At 55.8% G+C, this 21,675-nt stretch carries 24 protein-coding genes; 10 read left to right on the top strand and 14 right to left on the bottom strand.

Annotation, left to right across the window (positions count from 1 at the left end; all coding sequences use genetic code 11):
• Window positions 1–56: 56 nt before the first annotated feature.
• A complete protein-coding gene (gene mdtK / locus ACKLKD_RS01650; RefSeq protein ID WP_025710853.1) occupies window positions 57–1,430 on the bottom strand; it encodes an MdtK family multidrug efflux MATE transporter in 1,374 nt (457 codons plus the stop codon).
• Between the two features lie 229 nt (window positions 1,431–1,659).
• On the opposite strand from mdtK, the gene ACKLKD_RS01645 reads away from it, so the two are divergent.
• Window positions 1,660–2,295 carry a riboflavin synthase subunit alpha gene (locus ACKLKD_RS01645; protein ID WP_080924156.1) on the top strand — a complete coding sequence of 212 codons (636 nt, stop codon included), beginning with the start codon at window positions 1,660–1,662 and terminating at the stop codon, window positions 2,293–2,295.
• 35 nt (window positions 2,296–2,330) lie between these two features.
• On the opposite strand, the gene cfa is transcribed toward ACKLKD_RS01645, so the two are convergent.
• Window positions 2,331–3,479, bottom strand: a complete 1,149-nt coding sequence (cfa, locus tag ACKLKD_RS01640; RefSeq protein ID WP_025710851.1) for a cyclopropane fatty acyl phospholipid synthase — start codon at window positions 3,477–3,479, stop codon at window positions 2,331–2,333.
• Window positions 3,480–3,771: 292 nt separating this feature from the next.
• Window positions 3,772–4,953, bottom strand: a complete 1,182-nt coding sequence (gene punC, locus ACKLKD_RS01635) for a purine nucleoside transporter PunC (RefSeq protein ID WP_080896760.1) — start codon at window positions 4,951–4,953, stop codon at window positions 3,772–3,774.
• A 111-nt stretch (window positions 4,954–5,064) separates the two neighbouring features.
• Between punC and punR the strand changes: the two genes are divergently transcribed.
• Window positions 5,065–5,976: a DNA-binding transcriptional activator PunR gene (gene punR / locus ACKLKD_RS01630; RefSeq protein WP_025710849.1), complete on the top strand. Its 912-nt coding sequence runs from the start codon at window positions 5,065–5,067 to the stop codon at window positions 5,974–5,976.
• Between the two features lie 18 nt (window positions 5,977–5,994).
• On the opposite strand, the gene purR is transcribed toward punR, so the two are convergent.
• Window positions 5,995–7,020 carry an HTH-type transcriptional repressor PurR gene (gene purR, locus ACKLKD_RS01625; protein WP_025710848.1) on the bottom strand — a complete coding sequence of 342 codons (1,026 nt, stop codon included), beginning with the start codon at window positions 7,018–7,020 and terminating at the stop codon, window positions 5,995–5,997.
• Between the two features lie 295 nt (window positions 7,021–7,315).
• On the opposite strand from purR, the gene ACKLKD_RS01620 reads away from it, so the two are divergent.
• Together ACKLKD_RS01620 and ACKLKD_RS01615 are read left to right on the top strand one after the other, a co-directional pair.
• Window positions 7,316–7,405, top strand: a complete 90-nt coding sequence (locus ACKLKD_RS01620; RefSeq protein WP_004152976.1) for a YnhF family membrane protein — start codon at window positions 7,316–7,318, stop codon at window positions 7,403–7,405.
• Between the two features lie 166 nt (window positions 7,406–7,571).
• Window positions 7,572–8,738 (top strand): MFS transporter, encoded by a 1,167-nt coding sequence (locus ACKLKD_RS01615; RefSeq protein ID WP_025710847.1) that lies wholly within the window; start codon window positions 7,572–7,574, stop codon window positions 8,736–8,738.
• Between the two features lie 63 nt (window positions 8,739–8,801).
• On the opposite strand, the gene sodB is transcribed toward ACKLKD_RS01615, so the two are convergent.
• Window positions 8,802–9,383: a superoxide dismutase [Fe] gene (sodB, locus tag ACKLKD_RS01610; RefSeq protein ID WP_002907771.1), complete on the bottom strand. Its 582-nt coding sequence runs from the start codon at window positions 9,381–9,383 to the stop codon at window positions 8,802–8,804.
• Between the two features lie 485 nt (window positions 9,384–9,868).
• On the opposite strand from sodB, the gene ACKLKD_RS01605 reads away from it, so the two are divergent.
• Entirely contained in the window at window positions 9,869–10,354 is a 486-nt protein-coding gene (locus ACKLKD_RS01605; RefSeq protein WP_025710846.1) for a helix-turn-helix domain-containing protein, read from the top strand.
• On the opposite strand, the gene ACKLKD_RS01600 is transcribed toward ACKLKD_RS01605, so the two are convergent.
• Window positions 10,309–11,178, bottom strand: a complete 870-nt coding sequence (locus tag ACKLKD_RS01600) for a C40 family peptidase (protein ID WP_080896761.1) — start codon at window positions 11,176–11,178, stop codon at window positions 10,309–10,311. The two genes, ACKLKD_RS01605 and ACKLKD_RS01600, sit on opposite strands and share 46 nt — an antisense overlap.
• A gap of 340 nt (window positions 11,179–11,518) precedes the next feature.
• On the opposite strand from ACKLKD_RS01600, the gene ACKLKD_RS01595 reads away from it, so the two are divergent.
• Window positions 11,519–11,866 (top strand): Grx4 family monothiol glutaredoxin, encoded by a 348-nt coding sequence (locus ACKLKD_RS01595; RefSeq protein WP_002907768.1) that lies wholly within the window; start codon window positions 11,519–11,521, stop codon window positions 11,864–11,866.
• Between the two features lie 49 nt (window positions 11,867–11,915).
• Here ACKLKD_RS01595 and rnt read toward each other — a convergent pair whose 3' ends face one another.
• The 4 genes from rnt to ACKLKD_RS01575 all read right to left on the bottom strand — a co-directional run bounded on the left by rnt (window position 11,916) and on the right by ACKLKD_RS01575 (window position 14,936).
• The gene (gene rnt, locus ACKLKD_RS01590; RefSeq protein WP_025710844.1) at window positions 11,916–12,563 is read right to left on the bottom strand and encodes a ribonuclease T; all 648 of its coding nucleotides are present in this window, start codon (window positions 12,561–12,563) and stop codon (window positions 11,916–11,918) included.
• 136 nt (window positions 12,564–12,699) lie between these two features.
• Window positions 12,700–13,107: a lactoylglutathione lyase gene (gene gloA, locus ACKLKD_RS01585; protein WP_004202879.1), complete on the bottom strand. Its 408-nt coding sequence runs from the start codon at window positions 13,105–13,107 to the stop codon at window positions 12,700–12,702.
• 78 nt (window positions 13,108–13,185) lie between these two features.
• Window positions 13,186–14,283, bottom strand: a complete 1,098-nt coding sequence (locus tag ACKLKD_RS01580) for an alkene reductase (protein WP_025710843.1) — start codon at window positions 14,281–14,283, stop codon at window positions 13,186–13,188.
• 53 nt (window positions 14,284–14,336) lie between these two features.
• Window positions 14,337–14,936 (bottom strand): TetR/AcrR family transcriptional regulator, encoded by a 600-nt coding sequence (locus ACKLKD_RS01575; protein ID WP_025710842.1) that lies wholly within the window; start codon window positions 14,934–14,936, stop codon window positions 14,337–14,339.
• 139 nt (window positions 14,937–15,075) lie between these two features.
• On the opposite strand from ACKLKD_RS01575, the gene ACKLKD_RS01570 reads away from it, so the two are divergent.
• The 3 genes from ACKLKD_RS01570 (at window position 15,076) to sodC (ending at window position 16,854) form a co-directional block, all read left to right on the top strand.
• Entirely contained in the window at window positions 15,076–15,318 is a 243-nt protein-coding gene (locus ACKLKD_RS01570) for a DUF1289 domain-containing protein (protein WP_165931791.1), read from the top strand.
• 48 nt (window positions 15,319–15,366) lie between these two features.
• Complete coding sequence (locus ACKLKD_RS01565) at window positions 15,367–16,263, top strand: aldo/keto reductase (protein ID WP_025710840.1); 897 nt, start codon at window positions 15,367–15,369, stop codon at window positions 16,261–16,263.
• A 69-nt stretch (window positions 16,264–16,332) separates the two neighbouring features.
• Window positions 16,333–16,854, top strand: a complete 522-nt coding sequence (gene sodC / locus ACKLKD_RS01560) for a superoxide dismutase [Cu-Zn] SodC (protein WP_025710839.1) — start codon at window positions 16,333–16,335, stop codon at window positions 16,852–16,854.
• Here sodC and ACKLKD_RS01555 read toward each other — a convergent pair.
• The 3 genes from ACKLKD_RS01555 to ACKLKD_RS01545 are packed head-to-tail and all read right to left on the bottom strand — an operon-like array spanning window position 16,847 to window position 20,014.
• The gene (locus ACKLKD_RS01555) at window positions 16,847–18,871 is read right to left on the bottom strand and encodes an FUSC family protein (RefSeq protein ID WP_080896762.1); all 2,025 of its coding nucleotides are present in this window, start codon (window positions 18,869–18,871) and stop codon (window positions 16,847–16,849) included. The genes sodC and ACKLKD_RS01555 overlap by 8 nt on opposite strands.
• A complete protein-coding gene (locus tag ACKLKD_RS01550) occupies window positions 18,871–19,767 on the bottom strand; it encodes an HlyD family secretion protein (RefSeq protein ID WP_025710837.1) in 897 nt (298 codons plus the stop codon). Before ACKLKD_RS01550 ends, ACKLKD_RS01555 begins: the two co-directional genes overlap by 1 nt.
• A gap of 10 nt (window positions 19,768–19,777) precedes the next feature.
• On the bottom strand, window positions 19,778–20,014 hold the full coding sequence (locus tag ACKLKD_RS01545; protein ID WP_025710836.1) for a DUF1656 domain-containing protein: 237 nt from the start codon (window positions 20,012–20,014) through the stop codon (window positions 19,778–19,780).
• A gap of 172 nt (window positions 20,015–20,186) precedes the next feature.
• On the opposite strand from ACKLKD_RS01545, the gene slyA reads away from it, so the two are divergent.
• On the top strand, window positions 20,187–20,627 hold the full coding sequence (gene slyA, locus ACKLKD_RS01540; protein WP_025710835.1) for a transcriptional regulator SlyA: 441 nt from the start codon (window positions 20,187–20,189) through the stop codon (window positions 20,625–20,627).
• Window positions 20,628–20,661: 34 nt separating this feature from the next.
• On the opposite strand, the gene ACKLKD_RS01535 is transcribed toward slyA, so the two are convergent.
• Window positions 20,662–21,675, bottom strand: a 1,014-nt coding sequence (locus ACKLKD_RS01535; RefSeq protein ID WP_420061963.1) for a sensor domain-containing diguanylate cyclase, incomplete at its 5' end; no start/stop codon positions are given.

Below are 21,675 nucleotides of genomic sequence, written 5' to 3'. Positions count from 1 at the left end.
TGCGGCCGCTGTGCCGTAGAACGAAAAAGCCCGCCGGAGTGGCGGGCTTAGATAAGTTAACGCGCGGCGCGCTGTAAGATGATGCTGGAAGGCTGGCGCTGCAGAAAACGCATCCGCAGCATCATCATGATGGCGGCAGAGGTCAGGCCGATGATAAATCCGCACCAGAAACCGGCAGGTCCCATGCGGGGCACAATCATATCGGTCAGCGCCAGCAGATAGCCGCTCGGCAAACCCAGCACCCAATACGCGGTGAACGTGATAAAAAAGATAGACCGCGTATCTTTATAGCCGCGAAGGATACCGCTGCCGATCACCTGGATGGAGTCAGAGATCTGATAGATAGCCGCCAGCAGCATCAGATGCGAGGCCAGCGTCACCACCTCCGGGTTGTCGTTATACAGCAGCGCAATCTGCTTACGCATCAGCACGGTAAAGATAGCGGTAAATACCGCCAGGCAGACGCCCACGCCCACGCCGGTGCGGGCCGAAACTTGGGCATCTATCGTTGAGCCCTGGCCAAGGCGGAAGCCGACGCGAATGGTGACCGCTGCCGCCAGCGACAGCGGCAAAACGAACATCAGCGAGCTGAAGTTCAGCGCAATCTGGTGACCGGCGACGTCAATGATCCCGAGCGGGGAGACCAGCAGCGCGACGACGGCAAACAGAGTGACTTCAAAGAACAGCGCCAGAGCAATGGGCAACCCCAGCTGCACCAGCCGCAACAGGACGGCGAAATCGGGGCCATTGAAGCCCTCGGCGCAGCGAATATCCCGCATCGAACGCGCCCGGCGCACCCACCACAGCATGCTGGCGAACATCACCCAGTAAACCGAAGCAGTCGCTACGCCGCAGCCGACGCCGCCCAGTTCGGGCATGCCGAAATGACCATAAATAAAGATATAGTTCACCGGAATATTAACCAGTAAGCCGATAAAGCCCATGACCATCCCGGGCTTGGTTTTAGCCAGCCCTTCACACTGGTTACGCGCTACCTGGAAGAACAGATAGCCCGGCGCGCCCCACAGCAGCGCGCGCAGATAGCCAACCGCCTTCTCCGCCAGCAACGGATCGATGTTGTGCATGGAGCTGATGATATACCCGGCATTCCACAGCACGACCATGATCAGCACCGAGACAAAGCCGGCCAGCCAGAAGCCCTGACGCACCTGCGGCGCGATACGCTCCCGCCGGCCAGAGCCGTTAAGCTGCGCCACCACTGGAGTCAGCGCCAGCAGCAGGCCGTGGCCGAAGAGGATCGCCGGCAGCCAGATGGAGGTCCCGATGGCCACGGCGGCCATATCCGTGGCGCTGTAGCCACCCGCCATCACGGTATCGACAAACCCCATCGCCGTCTGCGCCACCTGCGCGAGGATGACGGGTATGGCCAGAGCTAATAACTGACGCGCTTCAATAAAATACTTCTGCACGTGAACACCTTCGAATTGTTGTTATTTTGAGACTAAAAAAGCCGCCGTAACTGGCAGCAAGGGGATAAAAATGAGGAATTTCCAGTCTATTGTAGCGAGGATTAGCCATTAAGCCAGTGAAAAAAGAGTCGGGGCACGAAGCGCGCTGGCAACCGCTTTGCCCTCCTGTTATTGTTCCTGATAGCGAAAACGGTAATCATACCGTCATGATTTTCAACAGGAGCCTAAGATGTTTACAGGTATTGTTCAGGGAACCGCGAAAGTGGTCTCCATTGATGATAAACCCAATTTTCGCACCCACGTGGTGGAGTTACCGGCACATATGCTGGAGGGGCTGGAAACCGGCGCCTCTGTTGCCAATAATGGCTGCTGCCTGACGGTGACTGAAATCAACGGCGCGCGCATCAGCTTCGATTTGATGAAAGAGACACTGCGTATTACCAATCTCGGCGATATCAAGATCGGCGATGAAGTGAACGTTGAGCGAGCGGCGAAATTCAGCGACGAAATTGGCGGGCATTTAATGTCCGGCCATATCATGACCACAGCAGAAATTGTGAAAATCCTCACTTCCGAAAATAATCGTCAGATCTGGTTTAAAGTGCAGGATCCGACGCTGATGAAATACATCCTCTATAAAGGATTCATCGGTATTGATGGCATTAGTCTGACGGTGGGAGAGGTCACGGCTACTCGTTTCTGCGTGCATCTTATTCCGGAGACGTTGCAGCGGACCACGCTGGGAGCGAAAAAGCTGGGCGATCGCGTCAATATTGAGATCGATCCGCAGACCCAGGCGGTTGTCGATACGGTCGAACGCGTGCTGGCGGCGAAAGAGATTGCGGCTAAGGTCAATGAAGCCTGAAAAAAATCCCCCGCCGATAGGCGGGGGAGTGTTATTTAACGGGCGACGCGCAGTCCATGTTCAATACCGCGCGAGAACACCACCTGCCAGAGCTGAATGTCGCGGGCGCGGAAGGCGCCGGCGCAGGCGTTCAGATAATAGGTAAACATGCGTTTGAAACGTTCTGAATAATTATCGGCAATTTCCGGCCAGCTGGCGAGGAAACGCTCATACCAGGCCATCAGGGTCGTGTCGTAATCGGCGCCGAAATTGTGCCAGTCTTCCATCACAAAATGCTTCTCGCTGGCTTCGGCAATGTGACGCACGGAAGGCAGGCAGCCGTTAGGGAAGATATATTTATCGATCCACGGGTCAACATTATGATCAGTGACTTTGGAGCCAATAGTGTGCAGTAAGAAACGGCCATTGGGTTTCAAATTACGGTCGGCAACCTCGAAGTAGGTGGCATAATTTTTCGGCCCCACGTGCTCAAACATGCCTACGGAGACAATGCGATCAAAGCTGTCATGCAGATCGCGATAATCCTGGAGACGAATCTCCACATCGAGATCGGCGCAACGGGCCTGAGCCATCTTTTGCTGTTCAGCGGAGATAGTTACACCCACGACGCTGACCTGGTAGTGTCGTGCCATATATTCGGCAAGACCACCCCATCCACAGCCGATATCCAATACCCGCATACCCGGTTCAAGCTCAAGCTTGCGGCAAATCAGATCCAGTTTGTCCTGCTGCGCGGCCTCAAGGGTTTGCGCCTCTTTCCAGTAACCGCAGGAATACTGCATGTAAGGGTCAAGCATCCGACTAAACAGATCGTTACCGAGATCGTAATGCTCTTTGCCCACAATCCAGGCGCGTTTTTTACTTTGTAAATTAAACAGACGAGCGCCTGCTATGCGGAGTGTATCTTTGAAATGGTGAGGGAGCTGTTTTTCCAACCCGGCACGTAACACCTTGTGGAAGAATATATCCAGACGCTCGCAGTCCCACCAGCCGTCCATATAGCTTTCGCCTAAACCCAGCGAACCTTCCTGCAAAACCCGTTTAAAAAAGAGAGGGTTTTTAACCCGCAGGTCTGACGGCGCGGAGCCATTGATTTCAATTCCCGCACGGCCTAATAATTCAGCTGCAATCCGGTACCAGTCATCATTTGGTACACTTACTTCTTCTATACACGATGAACTCATAGCTTCTCCATCACGCCCAAGTGATCAGAACCTTAAAACAGCGTAGACGCTTTTTTGGCTTTGTGAGAAATCTCACGGATAATCCGTGAAGTCGCTATCCGACGTAAACAGAGGAAGGGAGATAACCCTTGCCGAAAGGCCTTCCATGGTGAAACGGAGGCATCCTGCATCCGTTAATCTGTAACTATTTTCTATTTATGTGAACCCGGATCCAGTATAGGACGCTAAGTACTGGCTTTCAATAAAAATTTCTTAGCATGCTAACGACTGGTCCGGGTCCCGGCGAGGTAAATTAAGCGTGGGAAGAGTGGGGAGTCAGCTCAGGTGTCTGCTGCAGACGAAAGCCTATCCCGGCTAAGCCAATCGAGACCAGCATCACGCTGGTGGTGGTCAGCAGCGGCGTGGCGATCAGCGCCGATACCAGCAGACTGGTCAGGAAGCAGAGACCCAACTGCAGCGTATTTTGCAGCGCCGCTGCCCGGCCGGTCGCCTGCGGGAAGGGTTTCAGCGCCTGGGCGACCACGATAGGGTAGATCCCGCCATTGACCACCGCCATCAGGCAGAAGGGGACCATTAACGCCACCAGTGAGGCATGCGTCTGCAGGCCGACTAGCCAGGTGGCGGCAACGCTGACGGCGAAGACCACCAGCAGCCACGGCAGCATCTGTTGACCGGACCACTTTTGCAGCAGCGCGCGGCAGCCATAACCCCCGACCAGAAAGGCAATCGTCTGCGGGATGTAGCTCAGGCCGATGGCGGTTGGGCCGTAGCCCATCTCGTGCAGGATAAAAGGCGATCCCGTGAGCCAGGCGAAGAAGCTGGCGGAACAGGCGGCGTAGATCAGGACATTGCCGCTGTATTCACGCGAACGCAGCAGTGCGAGGAAGGTGATCTTCTGCTGTGTCACGGCGACTGGCTTTGCCGCTGCCTTCAGGCGCAATGCCGGTAGCATCAGCAGCAGGGTAATAACAAACAGAGTGGCGAAGATGGCCTGCCACTCAAAGTGAATCAACAACCAGCTGCCCAGCAGCGGGGCCAGCGCTGGCGATAATCCCACCAGCGGCATAATGGTAGCGAAGATACGGTTAGTCCGCTGGGCGGGATAAAAATCGGTGACCATTGCCTGCCAGGTAACCGCCGCGGCGCATACGCCAATCGCCTGCAGAAAGCGTAACGCCAGCATCAGGGTGGCATTGTGTACCCACAGCATCCCCAGACAACCGATAGCAAAAATCGCCAGCCCGCTCAGGAGCACCGGTTTACGCCCGTAGCGATCTGACAGCGGCCCCCAGAACAGCTGGCCCAGTGCGAAGCCAGCGAGAAACAGACTCAGGCTGGCGCTGATTGAGGCGGGGGAGGTATTGAGATCCTGCTGCATGGCGGCAAACGCCGGCAGGTACATATCGGTGGCCAGAAAGCCCAGCACGCTCAGGCCAGCCAGCCAGACTAAAAATCCTTTCCCAGGTTGTGACATAACGTTCTCATTTTTGACGGCAGGTACGATGGCGCAGAGTGTAGGCAGTGCATTGTGGCTTGTGAAACGCTAATATTTGTCACATGCATTCAAAAAATTTGCAGGCAGAATATGTGGTCTGAATACTCTCTGGAAGTGGTTGATGCCGTTGCCCGTAATGGCAGCTTCAGCGCCGCCGCGCAGGAGCTGCACCGGGTCCCTTCCGCGGTTAGCTATACCGTGCGTCAGCTTGAAGAATGGCTGGCGGTTCCCTTGTTTGAGCGGCGTCATCGTGACGTGGCGCTGACCCCGGCTGGAGTCTGGTTCTTACAGGAAGGGCGCTCTGTTATCAAAAAAATGCAGATCACCCGCCAGCAGTGTCAGCAAATCGCCAACGGCTGGCGCGGACAGTTGTCGATCGCGGTGGACGATATTGTGAAGCCGGCGCGCATGCGCCAGATGATCGTCGATTTCTATCGCCATTTTCCCGACGTCGAACTGATCGTCTTTCAGGAGGTATTCAACGGCGTGTGGGATGCCCTGGCCGATGGCCGTGTAGAGCTGGCGATCGGCGCAACGCGATCTATCCCGGTCGGCGGCCGCTATGCGTTCCGCGATATGGGGATGCTGAGCTGGGACTGCGTGGTGTCAAGCGATCATCCGCTGGCGAAGATGGATGGCCCTCTGAGCGACGATGTTCTGCGCAACTGGCCGTCGCTGGTGCGAGAGGATACCTCACGTTCACTGCCAAAACGAACGACATGGTTACTGGATAATCAGAAGAGGGTGGTCGTTCCCGACTGGGAGTCGTCTGCTACCTGTCTGTCGGCTGGACTTTGCGTCGGTATGGTGCCGAGCCATTTTGCCCGTCCATGGATAGATCGCGGCGAATGGACCGCACTGGCGCTGGAAAATCCGTTCCCGGATGCCGCCTGCTGCCTGACGTGGCAGCAGAGTGACGCTTCACCGGCGCTGAACTGGATGCTGGACTATCTGGGAGACAGCGATACGCTAAACCGGGAGTGGCTGCGGGCGCCGGAATGATCCGCGCCCGCAGAGGCCTTAGCGGCGATAATCGACAAACGGGCCATCCGCCACCGAGCGGCGTTCGACCAGTCGGGGATGAACTTCGATAGACTGTGACTCTTCACGCTTGTTGACGATACGATCCAACAGCATGTTAAACGCGGCTTCGCCCAGCGAATCTTTTGGCTGATGAATGGTAGTCAACGCCGGGCTGAAATAGCGGGCGTTGCGCACATTATCATAACCGATCAGCGAAATGTCCTGCGGCACGCGCAGCCCCATTTCGTCTGCGGCGCAGATAGCGCCCATCGCCATGATATCGCCACCGCAGAATACCGCCGTTGGGCGATGCTGCTGGTTCAGGATCTGCTGCATTGCCCGGTAGCCGGACTCAGGTTCGAAGTCGCCCTGCACAATCCAGTTTTCCGGCACGTTGATATGCGCTTCTTTCATTGCCTGCATAAAACCGGCCAGGCGTCCTGCGCCGGTATTGCGCTCCAGCGGCCCCGGGATCACGCCGATTTCGCGATGACCTCGCTCAATCAGATAGCGTCCGGCAATATAACCGCCCTGGAAGGCGTTATCGATCACCGCATCGGTAAAATCAGCTTTCGCTTCGCCCCAGTCCATCACCACCATCGGAATATGGCGGTATTCTTCCAGCATGCTCAGAACCGAATCCGGATACTCAGAACACATCACCAGCAGGCCGTCGACGCGCTTTTGCGCCATCATCGACAGATAGGCACGTTGTTTTTCCGGATCGTTCCATGCGTTACCCAGGATCAGGGTATAGCCCTTCTGGAAGCAGCTCTTTTCAACGGACTCAATAATTTCAGCGAAATAGGCGGCTTCGCTACTGGTCGCCAGCAGGCCAATCGATTTTGTATGATTGACTTTCAGGCTGCGCGCTACGGCGCTCGGCGAGTAGTGCAACTCTTTGATCGCCGCCCACACCGCATTACGCGTCTCTTCGGCAACGAAACGGGTTTTGTTAATTACATGTGATACAGTTGTAGTGGAAACGTTTGCGCGCTTCGCTACATCTTTAATAGTTGCCATTACATCTCACTCCATGCCTTGACCTGATCGCCTGATCATCGATACGTAAACGTTTGCCTACACACACCCTGAATACAATTTTCAACATTGCATCACGTCGGGAAAACGACACAGAACGACAGGAAGGGGTCAATGGCCGATACGCTTTTAAATTAGCGTGGGATTTTGTCCGATCTTGGGGCAAAGTGGAAGAGCAAAAATGTGCATCGCCCTAAATCCCGGAAGATTTTTGCGATTTTTTGTGCAAAAATGAGCAAGCTCACTTTTGGTGTGGGGATAACTAGAGGGAAAAATGATGGATACCAATTTAAAGTTTTCGCTGATCACCACGATTATTGCTCTCGGCGTGATTGTCGCTTTCAGCCTGACCGCCATACTGCACTAAGTTTCCGCTGCGGGAGGAGCGCGACTCCTCCCTCTCTACCGCTATTATTATCAATTCTGCAAAAATCTTTTGTCATTTCGTTCACTTTTGTTTTTTTGTGATTGATGTCATGCTTTTGACTTCTGATGTTACGCCGTCCTCTCTGACGGCCTGATGGAGTCATTGAATGAAAATCAACTTTCCTTTACTCGCGCTGGCGATCGGCGCCTTTGGCATCGGCACCACCGAGTTCTCCCCGATGGGATTGCTGCCGGTGATTGCGAAAGGTGTGGACGTCTCGATACCGGTGGCGGGAATGCTGATCAGTGCGTATGCCATCGGCGTCATGGTCGGCGCACCGCTGATGACCCTGCTGTTGTCACATCGCGCACGGCGCAATGCGCTGATTTTTCTGATGGGGATCTTCACCGTCGGCAACCTGTTGTCATCCATCGCGCCGGATTACACCACGCTGCTGCTGTCGCGCATTATTACCAGCCTCAACCACGGCGCGTTCTTTGGCCTGGGGTCGGTGGTGGCGGCCAGCGTTGTACCGAAACATAAGCAGGCCAGCGCGGTAGCCACCATGTTTATGGGACTCACTATCGCCAACATTGGCGGTGTACCGGCGGCCACCTGGCTTGGCGAAACCATTGGCTGGAGAATGTCTTTCCTCGCCACCGCGGGGTTAGGCCTGCTGGCAATGGTCAGCTTGTGGTTCTCCCTGCCGAAGGGCAGTGCGGGTGAACGCCCTGAAGTCAAAAAAGAGCTGGCCGTCCTGTTGCGCCCTCAGGTGCTCTCTGCCTTGCTGACTACCGTCCTGGGCGCGGGTGCGATGTTTACGCTGTATACCTACATTTCGCCAGTGCTCAATACGCTGACCCACGCTTCATCGCTGTTCATTACCGCGATGCTGGTGCTGATTGGCGTCGGCTTTTCGCTGGGTAACTATCTGGGCGGTAAATTCGCCGACCGGTCGGTCTCCGGCACCCTGAAAGGATTTCTGCTGCTGCTGATGGTGATCATGCTGGCAATCCCGCTGCTGGCGCAATCTCAGGTCGGGGCGGCCATCAGCATGATTGTCTGGGGCGCTGCCACCTTTGCGGTAGTGCCACCGCTGCAGATGCGCGTCATGCGCGTGGCACATGAAGCGCCGGGACTCTCTTCTTCGGTGAATATCGGCGCGTTTAACCTCGGCAACGCGCTGGGCGCTGCCGCCGGTGGGGCGGTGATCTCTGGCGGACTGGGCTATGCGTTTGTGCCGGTGATGGGGGCGATTATCGCCGGTCTGGCGCTGCTGCTGGTCTGGTTTAGCGGACGAGCGCAGCCGGAAGAGGCTTTCGCCAGCCAGTAATCATTGGATGGGGAAGGGCTAAAAAAGAACCGCAGCCGGGGAGACCCTGCTGCGGTTTGTCGTTTATGCCGCCAGGTTGGCCGCAACAAACTTCCAGTTAACCAGCGCCCAGAAATGGTCCAGATAGCTTGGACGGGCATTGCGGTAATCGATGTAGTAAGCGTGTTCCCAGACGTCAACGGTCAGCAGCGGTTTCGCATCGGTGGTCAGCGGCGTACCGGCGTTGCTGGTGGAGACGATAGCCAGGCTGCCGTCAGCATTTTTGACCAGCCAGGTCCAGCCGGCGCCAAAGTTTTTCGCTGCGGCATCGGTAAATTTCGCTTTAAAATCAGCAAAGCTGCCGAAGGATTTTGCAATCGCTGCCGCTAATTCGCCTTCCGGTTCACCGCCGGCGTTTGGCGCCAGGCAGTTCCAGTAGAAAGTATGGTTCCACACCTGCGCTGCGTTGTTGAATACGCCGCCTTCAGAAGTGCGCACGATCTCTTCGAGGGATTTGCCTTCGAACGCGGTGCCTTTGATCAGGTTGTTGAGGTTAGTGACATATGCCTGGTGGTGTTTACCGTAGTGGTATTCCAGGGTTTCTGCGGAAATGTGCGGCGCCAGGGCGTCTTTTGCATATGGTAATGCAGGTAATTCAAACGACATTGCTACTCTCCTTATAACTTTTTGTTTTATCTCACATTGACAGGATGAGGTTTTCACCTGAATCGTGTTCTGACCGCCCGACGCTGTCGCGTCCCGGGCGTGTTATTGTATTGAGAATGTTAACATTTGCCGCCGGCAGTGAAAAGCCTTACCACCATAAAGGTTATTGTGACAGGCGCAACTGTCGAAGACTTAACCGTTTTCTGGAAAACCGAGGCACTTTCCGCCTGGTAATGTAACAAAAATGTATTAGTAGCCAGTATCTGCCGTTGTGAATTCTGTCGTTGACAGGTCAACCCGATAGCTTTCCCTTAATGACGGCCGCGTTGCACAACCACTGCATGCTAGCCAATCTTTGTTAAATCAACTTATTAAATTAAATATGCATCCAGGCAATCACCGCTATGCCAATAATTCATTGTCTATTTTCATATTTGTATGACAAATATAGCCACCCGACGAAAGTGACCAACAGGATGTTCACGATGAAAAGAACAGATGAGGTGGTGAGTCCAAAAATGATCCCGGTGGTGCAGGGGATCGTTGACTGGATCGAAGCCCACATATTTGACACCCTGCCGGTGAGCGCGATTGCCAAAAAGTCCGGGTATTCGCACTGGTATTTCCAGCGGCAATTCGCCATGGTGACCGGCTGTACGTTAGCGAATTACGTCAGTCGGCGGAAGATGTCCATTGCGACGATCTATTTAACGCAGACCCAGGCCTCTATGCAGAGTATCTCTGAGAGTCTCGGTTACGAGGGACAGGCGGCATTCTGTCGTGCTTTCCGCCGTCACTTTGGCATGTCGCCGACCCGCTATCGTCGTGAAACGCCGGGCAAAGAGAGCAATTTGCAATATCCTCTGCGGGTGGGGATGGGGAACGAGCAGGGGAGGCGGCCTGCCGCGTCGGCGGCAGACCGGGATCAGCGAATGGTTTTCGGCGTCATGACGCGACGGGCGCCAACGTAATGGCGAACCCAGTAGTCCTCGCTCAGGGAGGTGATTTGAATGTCGCGTCCCGTACGCGGTGACTGAATAAATTTCCCATTGCCAACGTAGACGCCAACGTGGTCAGCAGTGCCGCGTCCGCGGGTGCGGAAGAAGACCAGATCGCCGCTCTGCAGTTCGTCACGATCCACCGGACGCGCGTCACGCAGGTGGTACATTTCGTTGGCGGTACGCGGGATATGGATCTTAACCAGGTCTTTGTAGGCGTAATACACCAGCCCGCTGCAGTCAAAGCCGGTACGCGGCGAGGTGCCGCCCCAGCGATACGGTTTACCCAGCTGGCCCATCAGTTTATTCATGGCGGTACTTTGCGCTTTTTGTACCCGGACTTTATGCGCGTCGGCAATCGTCAGATTCGCTTCGCTGGCCTCGGGTTTACAGCGTTTTTTATAGCCCTTACGCACCACGCATTTACTTTTGACGCTGTTCAGCGCCAGAGTCGGCTTGGCGCTGGCGGCGATCGTTTTCGCACACTGCTTTTTATAGCCTTTACGCAGGACGCATTTTTTCGTAACGCCGGCGGCCTGACGGTTTAGTGCGGTTTGGCTTGCGGCGGTAGTGCGGGAAGGGAGCCGGGTGCTGGAAGACTTTCTACTGGTGGTTTTAGCGGTGGTTTTACTTTTTTGACTGGTTTTTTTCTTGCGCTCTGAGCCACTTTTCGCGGCCAACGCCTTTGGCGAGGCAGAGGCGTGAGAATGCCCTGACGCATTAGCCAGTGGCGTGAATGAGATAGATGTGAACAGTAATGCACAGAGCGATATCGCGATTTTGTTTAGCCGCGCCACTGAGCAATCCCCTGATTAATTACAGACATGTACAAATGCCTGACGATGAATGACAAACCGGAACGATTCTAAAGCAAAAAAAACCGGAAAGTTAATATTCTTTTGTATCAAAAATGTCGATTGGTTAACGATTGCAAGAAAACGCGTCAGACATTGACCGTCTCGCGCAGAAAATGCGCAATGCGCGCTAGCCCGCGCCATCAAAATGATATTTTTAAGGCAACTTCGCGCAACAGAAGATAAAATAGGAATAGTGAAGAAAATGTTATTATCCGTCCTGCCTTCAGGACGCTACAATGACAAGTTACTGCCGTAGAAAGAAGTTTAAGGAAGCACGACAATGAGCTCGACTTTAGAAAAAATCCAACGCCAAATCGCTGAAAACCCGATCCTGCTGTACATGAAAGGGTCGCCGAAACTGCCAAGCTGCGGTTTCTCTGCCCAGGCCGTTCAGGCGCTGTCAGCCTGTGGCGAACGTTTTGCTTACGTTGATATTCTGCAGAATCCGGACATCCGCGCCGAGCTGCCTAAATATGCCAACTGGCCGACCTTCCCGCAGCTGTGGGTAGATGGTGAACTGGTGGGCGGCTGCGATATCGTCATCGAAATGTACCAGCGCGGCGAACTGCAGCAGCTGATCAAAGAGACGGCGGCGAAGTACCACACCGACGAGCCGAAAGCGGAGTAGTTCCCGCCATCAGCAAAAAAGCGACTTCCCGGGAAGTCGCTTTTTTTTGTCATTCCGGCGTCGCCACAGGCAGCGGCCAGCCGCCGAGCCGCTTCCAGCGGTTCACAATCTCGCAAAACAGCTGCGCCGTCTGTTCGGTATCGTAGAGGGCGGAGTGGGCCTGGGCGCCGTCGAACGCCATGCCTGCGGCAATGCAGGCTTTGGACAGCACCGTCTGGCCCAGCGCCAGCCCGCTCAGCGCGGCGGTGTCGAAAGTGACGAACGGATGGAACGGGTTGCGTTTTAGCCCCGCCCGTTCGGCGGCGGTCATGGTGAAGCTGTGGTCAAACGTGGCGTTATGCGCCACCATGATGGCCCGGCTGCAGTCGCTCTCTTTCATCCCTTTGCGTACCATTTTGAAGATGGCATGCAGGGCATCGTATTCGCTGACGGCGCCGCGCTGCGGGTCGTGCGGGTTAATCCCGTTAAAGGCCAGCGCTTCGGGCTGCAGATTGGCGCCCTCGAAAGGTTCAACATGGAAATGCAGCGTTTCATCGGGCATCAGCCAGCCTTGCTCATCCATCTTTAACGTAATGGCGGCGATCTCCAGCAGGGCGTCGGTTTTGGCATTAAATCCGGCGGTTTCAACATCGATTACCACTGGATAAAAACCGCGGAAACGGTCGCACAGACCATTCAGTTGAGCGTTCTCGGACATCAGATTCTCTTAGCTGGAAAAAAGTAGCGCGCATTATGGCAAATTTTGCCGCGGCTTGCAGCAGGCAGGGGGTGAAAACAACGGGCGCCGCAGCGCCCGGGCGAGCCATGAAAACAAAGGCTATGGCCGTGAAGCGTTAGTTGCCGAGGCCTTTGCCGGCATCTTTCTCTTCAATCAGCTCAATTTTGTAACCATCCGGATCTTCCACGAAGGCGATGACGGTGGTGCCGCCTTTTACCGGTCCGGCTTCACGGGTGACGTTGCCCCCGTTCTGGCGGATCCGCTCGCAGGCTTCGGCAGCGTTGTCGACGCTCAGGGCGATATGACCATAGGCCGTACCCAGCTCATAGCTGTCCACGCCCCAGTTGTAGGTCAGTTCAATCACCGCGGTATCGCTCTCTTCGCCGTAGCCGACAAAGGCGAGGGAGTATTTGTACTCCGGGTTTTCGCTGGTGCGCAGCAGCTTCATGCCCAACACGTTGGTATAGAAGTCGATTGAACGTTGCAGGTCGCCAACGCGCAGCATGGTGTGGAGTAAGCGCATAATGTCCCCTATGCAGTTTATTTGATAGATCAGAGCGTTGAGTATAGCGGCGATATGTCGCCGCTATCAATGGAGGGATTACAGAGTCGGATAATCGGTGTAGCCTTCCGCGCCGCCGCCGTAGAAGGATTCCGGGCGCTGTGGGTTAAGCGCCGCTTTTTTCTGCAGGCGAGCTACCAGATCCGGGTTGGCGATGTAATCGCGGCCAAAGGCTACGGCATCAATCAGCCCTTTGTTGATCAGGTCGTTGGCTTTTTCTACCGTGTAGGCGCCAGCGCCAATGATCACCCCCGGGAAGCGGTCGCGGACTTTCTGACGGAAGGCTTCGCTGTAAGGCTTGCCGCCCGCCCAGTCCGGCTCGGACATGTGCAGATAAGCGATACCGCGTTTCGCCAGCTCGCTAATCAGATACAGCGCGTCTTCTTCTTCGTTCGGGCCGTTATCGACGTTCTGGAAACTACCGATTGGCGACACACGAATGCCGATCCGGTCGGCGCTCCACTCTTTGCTCACGGCGTCGATCACTTCCAGCACCAGACGAGCGCGATTCTCCACATTGCCGCCGTACTGGTCGGTGCGATGGTTAGAGGAAGGCGACAGGAACTGGTGCAGCAGGTAGCCATGGGCCGAGTGCAGCTCAACCAAATCGAAACCCGCGTCGCGGGCATTGCCGACCGCCTGACGGAAATCGTTGACGATCCCTGGGATCTCTGCGGTTTCCAGGGCGCGGGGCATTGAGGTGTCGACGCGGATGGCATGACCGTTTTCATCGCGCAGGGAGGTGCGGGTGCCAGCACTCAGCGCCGACGGTGCGACCGGGGCGGCGCCGCCAGGCTGCAGGCTGCTATGGGAAATACGCCCGGTGTGCCACAGCTGGACGGCGATACGGCCATTTTCCGCATGAACACCGGCGGTGATTTTCTGCCAGGCGGCAATCTGCTCCGGGCTGTGCAGCCCTGGCGCGCCGGCATAGCCTTTGGCCTGAGCGGAGATCTGCGTTGCTTCGCTGATGATCAGCCCGGAGCTGGCGCGCTGACGGTAGTATTCGCCCATCAGCGGGGTAGGGATATCGCCCGGCTCGATACTGCGCAGACGCGTCAACGGCGCCATAAATACGCGATTAGGAACGGTCACCGCACCGACTTTCAGCGGGCTAAATAATTTTGCTTCCGACATAATGACTCCTGAGTAGACCGGTCGTCTAGTAACTGATGAAATAAAAACGCCTGTTAAACAGCAGGCGCCGCAATAATCTGTTTGGCGTGGGCAAGGGCGCTTTCCAGCGGCGTTGCGCTACGCGTAATTTTGGCCTGCAGGTTGGCGCCGAGCCACAGTGAATACAGCACCTGCGACAGGGTCATGGCCTCGCCGTCAAACGTCAGACTACCCTCCTGACGTCCTTTCTCCAGCGCCTCGCCCAGCAGGGCGATAATCTGGCTGGCGCCGCGATCCATGGCGGCGCGCATATCTTCTGACAGGTCGCACACCTCCGCCGATAGCTTAACGGTGAGGCACCCGCTAATAATCCCCTGCTGGCAGAACTGGTTCAGCGTGTGCTGATAATAAGCCAGCAGACGGTCGCGATAGTTGCCGTCGCCATGATCGAAGTGGTCGACCAGGCGCTGCAGATAGCCGGTATAGTGATGTTCAAGCAGCGCGACGCCGAAGGCTTCTTTAGAGCGAAAGTAGTGGTAGAAAGAGCCCTTGGGCACTTCCGCCGTCTTCAGAAGTTCGCTCAAGCCCATTCCGGTAAAACCGCGATGCATGCAGAGCTGCTCGCCGGTGACCAGGATATGTTCTCGGGTATCGCATTCGCTGTGTCTGTTCATGGAGCACACTGTAGTAGACCGATTGGTCTAATGCAACCCCCTGCGGAAAAATGTCCGCTGGCGCAGCACAGGGTGAACAAAATTTGCGTCGGCGCGGGGAAACGTCTTCAATGAAAGGAGACGAGGGGACAGGAGGCGTGTGGTGGCAGAGCAGTTAGAGTTTTTTCCGGTGCAGAGCCCGTGCCGGGGAATATGTCAGGCCGATGAACGCGGCTACTGTCGCGGCTGTTTTCGCAGCCGTGAGGAACGCTTCGACTGGCAAAAAATGAGCGATGCGCAGAAACAAGAGGTTTTGCGTCTCTGCCGCCAGCGCCTGCTGCGCAAATTACGTGCGAACAGGCCAGATCAGGCGGAAGAACCGCAGCAACCCTCACTGTTTTAAGCCAAAAATTACGTATACTCAGAGCACTTTTTTATTGAGGAAGCGGTTATGGTTCAGCGTATTGCTATGGCTCCCCAGGGGCCGGAATTTTCGCGTTTTGTGATGGGCTACTGGCGTCTAATGGACTGGCAGATGTCTCCTGACAAGCTGGTCAGCTTTATTGAACAGCATCTCGATTTAGGCGTGACGACCGTCGACCATGCCGACATCTATGGCGATTACCAGTGTGAAGCCGCCTTTGGCGAAGCGCTAAAGCTGGCGCCGCATCTGCGTAGCCGGATGGAGATTGTCAGCAAATGCGGCATTGCTACCCGGGCGCGCGCCGAAAACACTATCGGCCACTATATTACTGACCGCGACCACATCGTACTGAGCGCTGAGCAATCGCTGCGTAACCTGGCGACAGATCATCTCGATCTGCTGCTGATCCACCGTCCGGACCCACTGATGGATGCCGACGAGGTGGCAGAAGCTTTCCTCGCGCTGCATCACAGCGGCAAAGTGCGCCATTTTGGCGTATCCAACTTTACTCCTGCCCAGTTCACGCTGCTGCAGTCGCGCCTGCCGTTTACCCTCGCCACTAACCAGGTTGAAATTTCACCGGTGCATCAGCCTCTGCTGCTCGATGGTACCCTCGATCAACTGCAGCAACTGCGCATTCGGCCGATGGCGTGGTCTTGCCTTGGCGGTGGTCGCCTGTTTAACGAAGAGGGCTTTCAGCCGCTGCGCGATGAGCTGGCGCAGGTGGCGCACGAGCTCAACGCCGACAGCATCGAGCAGGTGGTTTATGCCTGGGTACTGCGTCTGCCGTCGCAGCCGCTGCCAATTATTGGTTCGGGCAAAATCGAGCGTGTGCGCTCGGCGATTGTGGCCGAAAAACTTAGCATGACCCGTCAGCAATGGTTCCGTATCCGTAAAGCCGCGCTCGGCTACGACGTCCCGTAACGGGCATTTCGCCTCCGGAAAGCGGTTCCTGGTTTACACTTAACAGGGAGACAGCCATCCGGAGGTGTTATGCAACGATGTATTCTCGCAATCCTTTCCCTCGCATTTTGCGCTGGCGCACAGGCCGTCAGTGAAGATGTTCAACTAAATCTTGTGACCAGCCAGGGCGTCGGGCAGTCCATCGGTAGTGTAAAAATTACCGAAACCGATCGCGGCCTTGAGTTTGCCCCCGATCTGCGGGCGTTACCGCCGGGCAAGCATGGGTTTCATATCCATGCTGAAGGCAGCTGCCAGCCGGCGATGAAAGAGGGCAAAGCCGTGGCCGCCGGGGCGGCGGGTGGCCATTACGATCCACAACATACCGGTAAACATGAAGGGCCGTTGGGCACCGGTCATCTTGGCGATCTGCCCCTGCTGGTGGTTAATGATGCGGGTGTGGCCGCCCAGCCGATTATTGCCCCGCGACTGAAAACACTGGCAGAAGTGAAAGGGAAGGCGCTGATGGTCCACGTCGGTGGCGATAATATGGCGGACAGCCCGCAGCCGCTGGGCGGCGGCGGCGAGCGGTTTGCCTGCGGAGTGATTAAGTAGTCTTTTCGCCAATCGTGCCGGCGATCGGGGCCTGTTCCAGCTGCGACAGGGCGCAATAGAGCCGCCAGATTGCGGCGGCCAGCTCCCGGGCTGCCGGCTGATGGTGGTGGTTAAGGGCGTCACAGATCCGCAGCAGCTCCTGCAGAGTGGAGGCCAGTGGTCGCTGCTGTACGCCACGCTCGCTCATCACATCACGCAGCAAGTTAATGCACAGATCGCGCACCTGGGCGAGGGGATCAGAGCGGGTCTCCCATTCACGTAGCTGCCAGACGACGTGTGAACAGTTCAGCAGCACAACGCCCCAACGCAGCAGCCAGCGCCGGGCCAGAGCATCTTTACTTTGACTCAACTGACTGACGTGATGATAGACCAGCGATTCAAATTCATGCTCACTGTGCTGGGGATGACGGCTGAGCTGATCGACAAAGTGACGCCGTAACGCCCTGATATGGCGCCGCCCTTTGCGGGCGTCTGAGCCGGGACTGAGTATCGCAAAGGCCAGCCAGGCAAAGCCCACGCCGACAATCTTACTTAAATTGTCATTAAAAAAAGCCGCATAGTCGTACACCGGCGGGTTGGTCACGGAGATAAACGAGCCCATAAAGACGATAAGCTGCCCCCACAGGCCGGCAAATTTTGGCCACTGCAGCTTGAGCAACTGCATGGTAGTCAGCAACGGGAACAGAAACAGCAGAAACTGCCACAGGTCGGTTATCTGTACCATCAGGCCGAACTTCACCACAAAACTGAACAGCGAGAGCAGCACCAGGGTCTGCATCAGCAGCGTCAGCGAGCGAAACGGCGAGGCGGAAACCGAATAGAGCACGCAGCAAATGGAGGCCAGCGTCAGAGCCGCCGCGCAGCTGGTCCACTGGGTACTGATCCCCCACGCGCCAATCGCCACCAGCGCGCAAAAGGTACGGATGCCGTTGAGCAAGGCTTCTGCCTGATCGGTGTGGCGTGCCAGTGCGGGTGCCGAGGGTACATTGAACTCGGTGATGGCCGACGCGTTTTCAACCCGACGGATCCAGCGACTGCTTTCGAGATAAATACGGCAGAAATAGCGTAACCGCGCCCAGAAGGCGATATGCCGGTAATCCGCGCCCGGCGGCGGTGCCAGCGGCGCCAGGATCCGTGCGACGTGATAGCTGTCGGCGCGGGGGGTTGCCAGTTCAGTGAGCAGCGACTCCAGTACTTCACGCGTGTACGTCGGAGCGTCGGGCCAGTTCAGCAGCATGCGCCGCAGGCTGGAGATGACGCTGGTCATTCTGAGCTGCTGATGCAGCAGATAGTTCAACAGGGGGTTCTGCCGCCGGAAGCGGTAGTGGCTCCAGAAGGCCTGGATCCGTAGCAGGTTCATGGTCAGGATCTGGCCAATCACGCTTTCATGGGCGGTGCGGATGGCATCCGTCGTTTCTGGCACCCACAGCAAGCTGGCGTGCTCCAGCAGCCGGGCGTGCATAGTCTTTAACGCCGTCAGCAGGTTGCTGCCGTCGGAGGTACTTGGCAGGATCATCATCATCACCCCCCCGCAGAGGATCCCGACAATGACTTCGCAGACACGCGACTGTGCGATGACCCACAGTTCGTAGCTGTCGCTGATGTTAATGACCGGAAAGGCGATGATAGCGCAGGTATAGCCGGCGAGCTGAAAGGCATAGGCCACGTTGTTGGTGAACAGGGCACAGGCCCAGGTACACAGTGCCAGCCAGCCGGAGATACTCAACAGAAATAGCCAGGGATCGTTGAGGGTATGACCTGCCAGCAGCAGTGCGGCACAGGCGCCGAGCAGGCTGCCGGCGATGCGGCCAAAACTTTTACTGATTACCCCGCCGACGGTGGGGAAGCTTACCACCGCCGCAGACGTCATCGCCCAGTAGGGTTCATCGAGATCCAGCGCGTAGGCAATACTCAGCGCCAGACACATGGCAATGCCATTGCGCAGTGCATATCGCCACTGCGGCCGGGTGGCTTTAACCCAGGGCAGTGTGCGCCACGACAGGGGCTGTAGATTCATTACTGTCCGCCAACCGAGACCGTGCAGGTGGTCCCGGAGACCAGCGTGACGTCGGCCGGCAGCTTATCGAACGCGATCCGTACCGGGACGCGCTGCGCGAGACGGACCCAGGGGATATTGGGTTTGATATTAGCCACCAGACCGCTTCCCTGTTCGACGCTCTGATCGACAATCGCGCGGCCGATGCTGGCGACATGACCCTGCAGCGTTTGCTGATTGCTGTAGAGGATTATCTGCGCCGGATCGCCGATGCGAATATGGCGCAGTTTGGTCTCTTCAAAGTAACCCAGAACGTAGAACGAATGGCTGTCGACCAGGGCGAAGACCGGATGGCCAGTGGTAGCGTAGTCGCCGATCCGGGTGGAGAGGTTAGTCACCCAGCCGTCCACGGGGGCTTTAACCGTCGTCTGGCTAAGCTGCCACTGCGCATGTTTCAGCGTCGCCTCGGCGACCCCCATACTGGCTTTGGCGGCGGCGAGGGTGGTGGTGGCCGTGTTCAGCGCCGTATTGACGTTCTCAAGATCTTCAGTCGAGATAGCATTTTGCGACAGGTTGCGGCGGCGGCGGGCATCGCTGGCAGCCTTGCTTTGCTCAGCCTGCGCTTTCGCCACCTCGGCTTGCGCTTTCGCCAGCTGTGCCTGTGCGTTTAATACGGCGATGCGGTAGGGGGTATCATCGATGGTGAACAGGACATCTCCCGCGTTTACCCGTTGGTTATCGGTCACGTTCAACTGCAGAATACTGCCGGAAACCTGCGGGGTGATCCCGACCTGTTCCGCACGGACTTTACCGTCGCGAGTCCACGGAGACTGGGTGTAGAAACTCCATAACAACCATGCGGCAATCAAGGCGATGGCCGCCACTAACAGCGTTGAGAGATATTTTAATTTTTTCATAGCAGGGAGATCACCAGGCAATCAGTAACACCAGGGCCAGACAGACCGAGAGCGCAAACAGGGAGAGATCCATCAGCAAGGGATGCCAGATGTCGCCCGCATACATCCAGTCACGCAGCTGGCGATGTAACAACAACCAGATAAAAAAACCTAACAAAACAGCTTTGAACAGCGGGGGGAAATAGACGGATGCGCCGAACACGAGGTCCTGCAGCGGCAATCCGGATGTGTTAAGACTCAGTTTCACAAGCAAAAATCCTTTGCCATTACAGGGATAACCCCAGGACGTGCTACTCTTTAACAGTGTAAATCATTGTTTTGGTTTTTGTTGAATCAAGTAATTCATTTGTTTTGGTAATTCAAATGCTGCACACTATTCTAAAATCAGTATAATAACTTAGCAAGCTAATTATAAGGAGATGAAATTGGAATCGCCACTTGGTTCTGATCTGGCACGTTTAGTCCGCGTTTGGCGCGCACTAATCGACCATCGCCTGAAACCTCTGGAGTTAACGCAGACCCACTGGGTCACGCTGCATAACATCCACCAGCTGCCGCCTGAGCAGTCGCAGATCCAACTGGCGAAAGCCATTGGTATCGAACAGCCATCGCTGGTGCGCACGCTCGATCAACTGGAGGAAAAGGGGCTCATTTCGCGCCAGACCTGCGCAAGCGATCGGCGGGCCAAACGCATCAAACTAACCGAAAAAGCTGAACCGCTGATCAATGAGATGGAAGAGGTGATAGGCAAGACCCGCGACGAGATCCTGACAGGGGTGTCGAAGCAGGAAGTGGAAACGTTGCTCCACTTAATTCGCAAGCTTGAACAAAATATCCTCGATCTCCAGGCAAAAGATTAATCTTTTTGCGGCCCGGATTGCCCCGGGCCTTTTTTCAGTTACTCTGACCGCGCCAGACCACCACCCGATTACGCCCGCTGTTTTTTGCTTCGTACATGGCCGCATCCGCCCGCTGGACGCACTCCTCTGCGCTCACGCTGGCGTTACGCGTCGTATACACGCCCATACTGATGGTCATTCGTTCCGGCAAATGGCTCTGCTCAACGCTGACCGCCTGGCGGATGCGTTCGGCAATCGCCTGGGCATCTTCTTCACCGGTATTGACCAACAATAAGGCAAACTCTTCCCCGCCAATCCGTGCGGCGGCGTCGTCAACACGCGAATGGTTCTCCAGTACCGAGGCGGCGAACTGGATCACTTTATCCCCTACTACGTGACCGTAGTTATCGTTGATGCGTTTGAAGTGGTCGAGGTCGCTGACCAGCACCGACAGCGGATGCTGGGCATTGACCTTCGAAAGCTGCTGATTGAGGGTGTCGTAGAAGAAGCTGCGGTTGTAGAGACGAGTTAAAGGATCACGGATCGAGTTCTGATACGAATTGACGTACTTATGGTTCGATTCCCGGTAGAGAATGAAAACATCAACCAGCAGCACCAGGATGAGGAACAGTGTGCAGAGCGTTTCAAAGAAACGAGCCTGGTACCAGGTTTGATCGAGGTCCCCCGTGACGGAGAGGAGCTGATACAGGGTAAAGAGATAAGCGCTGCAAAAAAAAGCGCCGCTATACCAAAATATATTGCGCAATTTGCTCAGGCAGATTAATAAAATCAATGTAATAAACCAGATGCATATCAGCACCCAGCCAGTAATACTTTGCCACAGCGGTGTAAAAGTATGGCTGGTATCATCGATGAAGTCGATGTTCAACCACGGTGAGTGGCTTGAGAAGAGCCAGGACAAAATAATAATAGTTAAAGAAAAAACAATACACGCCATGAATGTAATTGCGTGCGCTTTCCACGAATGCATCAAACGCTGGCGGAAATAGTATAATACTATTGATGACATGAATGATAAAGCCATCATTATATTACGGAAGAAATAATA

Source organism: Klebsiella sp. 10982, assembly GCF_048589245.1.
In the GTDB taxonomy this organism is placed as follows: Bacteria; Pseudomonadota; Gammaproteobacteria; order Enterobacterales; family Enterobacteriaceae; genus Klebsiella; species Klebsiella quasivariicola.
The sequence above is the reverse complement of the archived record's forward strand: the minus strand, read 5'-3'. Positions and strand labels throughout refer to the sequence as shown.

Coding starts and splice junctions, on each gene's coding strand:
- ACKLKD_RS01575 (WP_025710842.1), bottom strand. CDS start 14,936: ATGAACAGACACAGCGAATGCGATACCCGAGAACATATCCTGGTCACC.
- slyA (WP_025710835.1), top strand. CDS start 20,187: ATGAAATTGGAATCGCCACTTGGTTCTGATCTGGCACGTTTAGTCCGC.
- rnt (WP_025710844.1), bottom strand. CDS start 12,563: ATGTCCGAGAACGCTCAACTGAATGGTCTGTGCGACCGTTTCCGCGGT.
- ACKLKD_RS01620 (WP_004152976.1), top strand. CDS start 7,316: ATGGATACCAATTTAAAGTTTTCGCTGATCACCACGATTATTGCTCTC.
- ACKLKD_RS01595 (WP_002907768.1), top strand. CDS start 11,519: ATGAGCTCGACTTTAGAAAAAATCCAACGCCAAATCGCTGAAAACCCG.
- ACKLKD_RS01550 (WP_025710837.1), bottom strand. CDS start 19,767: ATGAAAAAATTAAAATATCTCTCAACGCTGTTAGTGGCGGCCATCGCC.
- ACKLKD_RS01555 (WP_080896762.1), bottom strand. CDS start 18,871: ATGAATCTACAGCCCCTGTCGTGGCGCACACTGCCCTGGGTTAAAGCC.
- ACKLKD_RS01645 (WP_080924156.1), top strand. CDS start 1,660: ATGTTTACAGGTATTGTTCAGGGAACCGCGAAAGTGGTCTCCATTGAT.
- purR (WP_025710848.1), bottom strand. CDS start 7,020: ATGGCAACTATTAAAGATGTAGCGAAGCGCGCAAACGTTTCCACTACA.
- ACKLKD_RS01605 (WP_025710846.1), top strand. CDS start 9,869: ATGAAAAGAACAGATGAGGTGGTGAGTCCAAAAATGATCCCGGTGGTG.
- sodC (WP_025710839.1), top strand. CDS start 16,333: ATGCAACGATGTATTCTCGCAATCCTTTCCCTCGCATTTTGCGCTGGC.
- cfa (WP_025710851.1), bottom strand. CDS start 3,479: ATGAGTTCATCGTGTATAGAAGAAGTAAGTGTACCAAATGATGACTGG.
- punR (WP_025710849.1), top strand. CDS start 5,065: ATGTGGTCTGAATACTCTCTGGAAGTGGTTGATGCCGTTGCCCGTAAT.
- gloA (WP_004202879.1), bottom strand. CDS start 13,107: ATGCGCTTACTCCACACCATGCTGCGCGTTGGCGACCTGCAACGTTCA.
- sodB (WP_002907771.1), bottom strand. CDS start 9,383: ATGTCGTTTGAATTACCTGCATTACCATATGCAAAAGACGCCCTGGCG.
- ACKLKD_RS01580 (WP_025710843.1), bottom strand. CDS start 14,283: ATGTCGGAAGCAAAATTATTTAGCCCGCTGAAAGTCGGTGCGGTGACC.
- punC (WP_080896760.1), bottom strand. CDS start 4,953: ATGTCACAACCTGGGAAAGGATTTTTAGTCTGGCTGGCTGGCCTGAGC.
- ACKLKD_RS01565 (WP_025710840.1), top strand. CDS start 15,367: ATGGTTCAGCGTATTGCTATGGCTCCCCAGGGGCCGGAATTTTCGCGT.
- ACKLKD_RS01615 (WP_025710847.1), top strand. CDS start 7,572: ATGAAAATCAACTTTCCTTTACTCGCGCTGGCGATCGGCGCCTTTGGC.